The organism is Pectobacterium sp. CFBP8739 (assembly GCF_013449375.1).
Classification (GTDB): domain Bacteria; phylum Pseudomonadota; class Gammaproteobacteria; order Enterobacterales; family Enterobacteriaceae; genus Pectobacterium.
Genome location: NZ_JACDRR010000019.1, coordinates 107,436 through 114,763 on the forward strand (window position 1 = coordinate 107,436; position 7,328 = coordinate 114,763).

Sequence of the window (7,328 nt, forward strand, 5' to 3'; positions counted from 1 at the left end):
AAGCGCACGATAACCCGTGCGCTTTTTTCTGTTCTTTCTTTCACCACCACAACATTATCGCTATTACCAATCCCTTTTCAGGTCAAAAAACAGACAAGAATCTGCCAGCCCGCATGTAGCAAGCCTTCTCGCTCCCACTGCCTTTCTTGACTATTTTTTGCACAGGTTCAAATTCCCTCCGACATGAAGATTTCTTTGCTCTATATCAATTTTGGGGCGATAAAAGCGTAAACACCCCTACGCAATTTCAATATATAGTGCCTATCCTATAAACACGACCCATATGTAGTGCTTATCCACAATATCATCCACAGCCCTCTGTAACCCTTGTCAGTTACGGTTTTCGCCTGTGGATAACCTTTCCAGAGGAAAAAAACGTGAAACCAGTAGTGATTAAACGGGACGGTTGCCAGGTGCCTTTTGATGAAGTGCGTATCAAAGAGGCGGTCGAGCGCGCGGCACATGCGGCCGGTGTCAATGATGCAGACTACTGCGCAACTGTGGCCTGTGCGGTCGCTCAACAAATGCAAGATAAATCGCGCGTGGATATCCGCGATATTCAGAACGCGGTCGAAAACCTGCTGATGTCCGGCAATTACAAGCAGCTGGCACGTACCTACATCGAATACCGCCACGACAGAGACATCGCGCGTGAACGCCACGGTCGGCTGAATCAGGAAATTCGCGGTCTGGTCGAGCAGAGCAACATAGCGCTGCTGAACGAGAACGCCAACAAAGACAGTAAAGTCATTCCCACCCAGCGCGATCTGCTGGCGGGTATCGTCGCCAAGCATTACGCCAAGCAGTACATTCTGCCGCGTGATGTGGTGCTGGCGCACGAGCGCGGCGAGATTCACTATCACGACCTCGACTATTCGCCCTTCTTCCCGATGTTTAACTGTATGCTGATCGACCTGAATGGCATGCTGACCAACGGCTTCAAAATGGGTAATGCGGAGATTGAGCCGCCGAAGTCGATCTCCACTGCGACCGCCGTCACCGCGCAGATTATCGCGCAGGTCGCCAGCCACATTTATGGCGGCACCACGATCAACCGCATTGATGAAATTCTGGCGCCGTTTGTCACCGCCAGCCATGCGAAACATAAAGCCGTAGCGGAAGAGTGGCAGATTCCAGATGCAGACAACTACGCCCTGACTCGCACGGAAAAAGAGTGTTACGACGCTTTTCAGTCACTGGAATACGAAGTTAACACGCTGCACACCGCTAACGGCCAGACGCCGTTTGTCACCTTTGGCTTCGGGCTCGGCGTCAGTTGGGAATCGCGTCTGATTCAGGAATCTATCCTGCGCAATCGCATTGCTGGGCTGGGTAAAAACCACAAAACAGCGGTGTTCCCGAAACTGGTCTTTGCGATTCGCGATGGCTTAAACCATAAAGCAGGCGATCCGAATTACGATGTCAAACAGCTTGCGCTGGAGTGCGCCAGCAAGCGCATGTACCCAGATATCCTGAACTACGAACAAGTCGTGAGCGTCACCGGATCGTTCAAAACGCCAATGGGCTGCCGCAGCTTCCTCGGCGTTTATGAAGAAAACGGCCAGCAGATTCACGACGGCCGCAATAACTTAGGTGTGATCAGCCTGAATCTGCCGCGCATTGCGCTGGAGGCCGAAGGCAATGAAGACCGTTTCTGGACACTGCTCGACCAGCGTCTGACGCTGGCGAAGAAAGCCCTGATGACGCGTATTGCGCGGCTGGAAAACGTGAAAGCCCGCGTTGCCCCCATCCTGTATATGGAAGGTGCCTGTGGCGTACGTTTAAAAGCGGACGACAGCATTGCGGATATCTTCAAGAACGGACGCGCCTCCATTTCGCTGGGCTATATCGGCGTGCATGAAACGATTAACGCGCTCTTCGGTGACCAAACACACGTGTTTGATGACGAGGCGCTACGTGCCAAAGCCGTGGCCATCATCACTCGCCTGAAAGCCGCCACCGAGCAGTGGAAAGAGGAAACGGGTTACGGCTTCAGCCTGTACAGCACACCGAGCGAAAACCTGTGTGATCGCTTCTGCCGTCTGGATACCGCCGAGTTTGGCGTTGTGCAAGGGGTGACGGACAAAGGGTATTACACCAACAGTTTCCACCTCGATGTGGAGAAGAAGGTGAACCCTTACCAGAAAATCGACTTCGAGCTGCCCTATCCGCCGTTGGCTAACGGCGGATTCATTTGCTACGGCGAATACCCGAACCTGCAACACAACCTCAAAGCGTTGGAAGACGTATGGGATTACAGCTACAGCCGCGTGCCTTACTACGGCACCAACACGCCGATTGACGAATGCTACGAGTGTGGCTTCACCGGTGAATTCGAGTGCACCAGCAAAGGCTTCACCTGCCCGAAATGCGGCAACCATGATTCGGCACGCGTTTCCGTCACGCGCCGCGTGTGCGGCTATCTCGGCAGTCCGGATGCACGTCCATTCAACGCCGGTAAACAGGAAGAAGTTAAGCGCCGGATTAAACATCTGGGCAACGGTCAACTGGGGTAATCCCTTTCGGGCCGCCGCGATGCGGCCCACCTTTCGCGGCACCGTCAACACGCGCCCGCTTCATAACATGGGCTCTACAGTATGAATTACCACCAGTATTATCCCGTTGATGTCGTCAACGGCCCCGGCACCCGCTGCACGCTGTTTGTCGCTGGCTGCGTGCATGAATGCGTGGGGTGCTACAACAAAAGCACCTGGCGACTGAATTCCGGCCAGCCGTTTACGCAGGAACAGGAAGATCGGATCATCGCCGATCTTCGGGATACGGTGATCCCACGACAGGGAATTTCGTTGTCTGGCGGCGATCCGCTTCATCCACAGAATGTGCCTGACATCCTGAAGCTGGTCGAACGAATACGCGCGGAGTGCCCAGGCAAAGATATCTGGGTGTGGACAGGCTACGTGCTGGCAGAACTGACGCCGGAGCAACTGCGGGTGGTCGATCTCATCAACGTCTTAGTCGATGGAAAATTTGTGCAAGATCTGAAAGATCCCGCACTGATTTGGCGCGGCAGCAGCAATCAGGTTGTCCACCATTTGCGATGACCGATAGGCGACTACTGAAGCGGTTGCGGCTTGCCCAATGACCGTAATTGATCGGATTCCAGCACGGTAACACGCGCTTTGGGTTCGGGTGAGAACGCCTGATTCAGCAATGCCTGTGCAACTGTTTTTCCTTCAATGGCTCGCCACTTTGCTGGGAACAGGCGGAACAGTGGAGCGGCTAGGCTTTCTAACGGGCGACTGTCTTCCCTTTCCCCCAGCAGCATCGACGGCTGCGCCAAGGTCAGATGTTGCCAGCCTTGCTGACGCAGCGATCTTTCCGCTTCCCCCTTCACGCGTGAATAGAAGAAAGGCGACGTCGCACTCGCGCTCAACGCACTAACCACCAACAGGTGCGTCGCGCCTAGCGCTAGCGCTACCTTTGATCCTTCCACCACCAGCGTGTAATCCACATAGCGGAAGGCCTGCTTACTGCCTGCCGTCTTTAGCGTCGATCCCAGGCAGCAAAATGCGATATCGACAGGATCGGCCAATTGCGCCAGCGCGGCAGACAGATCGGGATCGTGCGGATTGACCACTTTCTCTGACAGTGCCAGTGGCTTACGGGTTGGCGCATAGATCGTCTCTACCCGATTATTGGCTTTCAACAGCTCTAACAACTCGTGCCCCACTAACCCCGTTGCCCCTAATAACAAGACTCGGCTCATCGGTTTACCCCTTACTCTGCGTCTTTCACTTTCCCATCTCTTGATGTTGCTGCTGTTATCTGTGCTCATTCCGCTGCCAGTGGCGTTTCTTACCAAAGCCCAACGTATTGTCCGTCATTTTGATTTCTGTCAGATCGAGCCGCCAAATCGGCGCTTGCGATGCCCGAGCGATAGGGAAACGCGTGTTATAACGCGCTCTGGCCTGCTGCGCGTCATCCCCTTCCAACTGCACCGCTTGCGCCAGAAACTGCACGCCTTTAATCAGCATCACATTCTTAGGCTGGCCGCTCACCGTACCCGCCACCTGCGGCAGCCTTGCCATTATTTCTCCGTGGCGCGTCTGCAACTCCGTCATGAGATAGAAGGCTATCTGTTGATCGTCATAAGTATAGAAGCAACTCGCACACCATAATTCCGAATTTTCACCCACGCATAACGTTAGTACGTGCAACTTCTTCAAATAGCGGGAGATTGCCTCAAGATCGCTACCTGTTTCTCTCAGTTTTTTCTGCATTACGCTGCCTCAATCCACTTTCTGAACGAACGTATCCTGCCCGACCACTAACAGCCCTTCCGCAGAATGCGGCAACATGGCTTGCAGAGGCTGGCCGGTGTGTTTATCCAATAGCAGGGAGTGCGGTTCTCCCTCCGCGAACAGCTGCTGTTCCCCCCACTGACGTAGCGCCACGACGAGCGGGAATAGCTGTTCACCTTTTGGCGTCAGGACATATTCCTGATAGGCCGAGCTTTCGGAAACAGGCTGAACAGACAAAATGCCTTCCTCAACCAGAGTACGCAGACGGTCGGTAAGAATATTTTTAGCAACCCCCAAACTGCGCTGAAAATCGCCGAAACGGCGGCGATTGTCGAAGGCATCGCGGATAATCAGCAACGCCCAGCGATCGCCAACCACATCCAGCGCACGGGCGACGGGACACGCATCCTCTTTCAGACTTTTGCGTTTCACCATGAATACTTACTCCCCTTTTTCCTGTTCATCCTGCCTTACCCACAGACGGAAAACTGACCGCACGTTTTTTGGTTGCAGAATAAAACCAGAGTATTTATGCTTCAAGTGGTTTTATTTTGAAACCGAAAATGAGTAGTGAAAGCGAATATTATGAAAACCAGCCCTATTCATACCACGTCATCCGTCACCGAAGGCGATCTTTACAGCACTGCGCCGCAACTGACAGCCTGATAACGGCACAACGATTCTTGATAAGGGAAAAAACATGAGTGAACTGACGTTACTGGCTGATGCCGACGAGCGTGGCCGACGCTATCTGGCTGAGACTGCACAGCATCGGGTTTTTCCCGATGCCGCTGCCCTCGCCGCGCTGGCACGTTTTGATGAAGCGCTGCCGCAACAGGGCTTCTCGCCCGAAAGCACGCTGACGCTGCTGACGGAAATCAAAGCGCAGATCCCACGCTGAACGAGGCGCAAAGTATAAAACAACTATCCCCGCAAATGTGGGGAGAGAGAAACATCACCGGACTACGGCGTGCCGACATGCGCTAGACGTAAACGCTGATGCTGGAAACCTGCCCCTGAAAGCGGTTCAACGCCTCTGCCGCACGTTGCAGACTTTCGGTATTTTGCACTTCGCTGCGGGATGAGGCGCCCGCGACACCTTGCTGAATGGTGTCGAAAACATTAATCGGCTGGAACACATTGGAAGGCGGCACACTGCCGACATTCTCTCGTGGCGACGAAATAAGCCCCAGCAGTGCGGAACCTTCTTCACGCCCCATTCTTCCGCTGCTGACAAGGCCTTCTACCGTTTCATACAGCTCGGCTGGGCTAATGCGGGTGAAGTCATACCGCGTCGTCTCACCGGCAGGAACGGCACCGCTGCCCGCCTGATAAGACTGAAGCTGTTCGGATAGCGCCGCTTTCTCTGCATGCTCTGTCGAACGCTTCGCCATCACCTGCTGGCTGGCAAAAACGGACGACTCTGCGGCTTCAATTTTCATATCACCTCCTTACGGTAACGTATGGAAGACAAAATCATTGGCATAGCGCCTCACCGTGACGGTGAGTGCAAAAATGGTGTGCTTTAATACTGACACGCAATCCCCCAGCGCGCCAGCCAGAGGCGGGATTTGCTCCCGTGCGGGAGATATTTAGACCAACATGCAACAAGGGCGGGCTGGCACATTGGCTATATTGGCCTGTCTTCGGTTTATCCCCGCTGGCGCGGGGAACACAGCAAAGATACGCTCAATTTTATTGAGAGTGGCTCGGTTTTCATGCGGAAAGGATGCCTCTGGTGTAAACAGGTGACAACGTAATGCGGTTTGCTGGTCAGTAAGGCAACAGACGACCGCCATATTGAAAAATAAGCTATGGCTTATATAATATAAGTCATAGCTTATTATGGACTCGTGACAATGTGGACAGTGTTTTTTACAGAACGATTTACCGCATGGTTGATGGAACAAGAACTTTCCTTACAGGAAAAAATGGCAGCAGACCTGACGTGCCTTGAGTTTTATGGTCCACAGCTCCCACGTCCGTATGCTGACAGTGTGAAAGGTTCACGCTATCGCAATATGAAAGAACTACGTGTGCAACATGAAGGGCGCCCTATTCGTGCTTTCTTTGCTTTCGACCCTGAACGTCAGGCTATTGTGCTGTGTGCTGGCGATAAGAGTAATGACAAACGCTTTTATGACAGCATGATCCGCACAGCGGATCATGAATTTACCGAACATCTGGCAAAGAGGAATCACTCATGAAAACGCTCAAAGAATTTATTGCGCAGCAATCACCAGAAAGCCAGTCTCGCATTAAAGAAATGGCCGATGAAATGATTCTGGAAACAGGCTTACAGATGTTGAGGGAAGAACTTCAGCTTTCACAAAAAATGGTAGCTGATGTGATGGGAGTGAAGCAGCCTTCCATCACGCAGATTGAGCAACGCGGTAACGATGTGAAACTGGCGACGCTGAAGCGTTACATTGAAGCCATGGGCGGCAAGCTAAGCCTGACGGTTGAACTACCCGACGGCGGTGGTCGAGTATTCCACATCTAAAGCTCCCCGCTGGCGCAGGGAACACTGTACCCACGTTAGCTGGGTATACCAGTGTTTCGGTTTATCCCCGCTGGCGCGGGGAACACGCCATCATCAAAAGGATCAAATAATGACTGAACGGTTTATCCCCGCTGGCGCGGGGAACACGTACGAGTACAGCCGCGCCTCTTTCGCTGTTTCGGTTTATCCCCGCTGGCGCGGGGAACACCATATTGATGCGGTAGTGAAAAATGAGATGGCCGGTTTATCCCCGCTGGCGCGGGGAACACAAAGATGGAGTTGCTAGCATCAGTTCTGGGGACGGTTTATCCCCGCTGGCGCGGGGAACACATACAGCGTCACCAGCCCCCAGCAATCACACACGGTTTATCCCCGCTGGCGCGGGGAACACCTAGTGTCGGGATATCGCTCCCCTCATTCGTGCGGTTTATCCCCGCTGGCGCGGGGAACACCGTTAATTATCGCAGTGATGATAAGACATATTCGGTTTATCCCCGCTGGCGCGGGGAACACGCATTCGGTAGATATTTAGCAACATAAGCAGCGCGGTTTATCCCCGCTGG

At 53.4% G+C, this 7,328-nt stretch carries 8 protein-coding genes, 1 pseudogene and 1 CRISPR repeat array; of the genes and pseudogenes, 5 read left to right on the forward strand and 4 right to left on the reverse strand.

The window, feature by feature from the left end; genetic code table 11:
• Nucleotides 1-377 precede the first annotated feature (377 nt).
• Both nrdD and nrdG read left to right on the forward strand, forming a co-directional pair.
• The gene (gene nrdD, locus H0247_RS14470; RefSeq protein WP_180743161.1) at nt 378-2,516 is read left to right on the forward strand and encodes an anaerobic ribonucleoside-triphosphate reductase; all 2,139 of its coding nucleotides are present in this window, start codon (nt 378-380) and stop codon (nt 2,514-2,516) included.
• Between the two features lie 81 nt (nt 2,517-2,597).
• Nucleotides 2,598-3,062 (forward strand): anaerobic ribonucleoside-triphosphate reductase-activating protein, encoded by a 465-nt coding sequence (gene nrdG / locus H0247_RS14475; protein WP_180743162.1) that lies wholly within the window; start codon nt 2,598-2,600, stop codon nt 3,060-3,062.
• Between the two features lie 11 nt (nt 3,063-3,073).
• On the opposite strand, the gene H0247_RS14480 is transcribed toward nrdG, so the two are convergent.
• Genes H0247_RS14480 through H0247_RS14490 form a run of 3 tightly spaced genes read right to left on the reverse strand, consistent with a single transcriptional unit; the run spans nt 3,074 to nt 4,697 of the window.
• On the reverse strand, nt 3,074-3,727 hold the full coding sequence (locus H0247_RS14480) for a hypothetical protein (protein ID WP_180743163.1): 654 nt from the start codon (nt 3,725-3,727) through the stop codon (nt 3,074-3,076).
• Between the two features lie 55 nt (nt 3,728-3,782).
• Complete coding sequence (locus tag H0247_RS14485) at nt 3,783-4,241, reverse strand: YhbP family protein (RefSeq protein WP_180743164.1); 459 nt, start codon at nt 4,239-4,241, stop codon at nt 3,783-3,785.
• 9 nt (nt 4,242-4,250) lie between these two features.
• Nucleotides 4,251-4,697 (reverse strand): helix-turn-helix domain-containing protein, encoded by a 447-nt coding sequence (locus tag H0247_RS14490; protein ID WP_180743165.1) that lies wholly within the window; start codon nt 4,695-4,697, stop codon nt 4,251-4,253.
• A 265-nt stretch (nt 4,698-4,962) separates the two neighbouring features.
• On the opposite strand from H0247_RS14490, the gene H0247_RS14495 reads away from it, so the two are divergent.
• Nucleotides 4,963-5,163 (forward strand): hypothetical protein, encoded by a 201-nt coding sequence (locus H0247_RS14495; RefSeq protein WP_255433984.1) that lies wholly within the window; start codon nt 4,963-4,965, stop codon nt 5,161-5,163.
• Nucleotides 5,164-5,245: 82 nt separating this feature from the next.
• Here H0247_RS14495 and H0247_RS14500 read toward each other — a convergent pair whose 3' ends face one another.
• Nucleotides 5,246-5,704, reverse strand: coding sequence for a hypothetical protein (locus tag H0247_RS14500; RefSeq protein ID WP_180743166.1), 459 nt, complete (start codon nt 5,702-5,704; stop codon nt 5,246-5,248).
• Between the two features lie 417 nt (nt 5,705-6,121).
• On the opposite strand from H0247_RS14500, the gene H0247_RS14505 reads away from it, so the two are divergent.
• Entirely contained in the window at nt 6,122-6,469 is a 348-nt protein-coding gene (locus tag H0247_RS14505; protein ID WP_180743167.1) for a type II toxin-antitoxin system RelE/ParE family toxin, read from the forward strand.
• A pseudogene (locus H0247_RS14510) lies at nt 6,466-6,741 on the forward strand (helix-turn-helix domain-containing protein); the annotation flags it as partial. The gene H0247_RS14505 and the pseudogene H0247_RS14510, both read left to right, overlap by 4 nt.
• 20 nt (nt 6,742-6,761) lie before the next feature.
• Nucleotides 6,762-7,278: direct repeats of the CRISPR family, unit length 29 nt; unit sequence CGGTTTATCCCCGCTGGCGCGGGGAACAC.
• Nucleotides 7,279-7,328 lie beyond the last annotated feature (50 nt).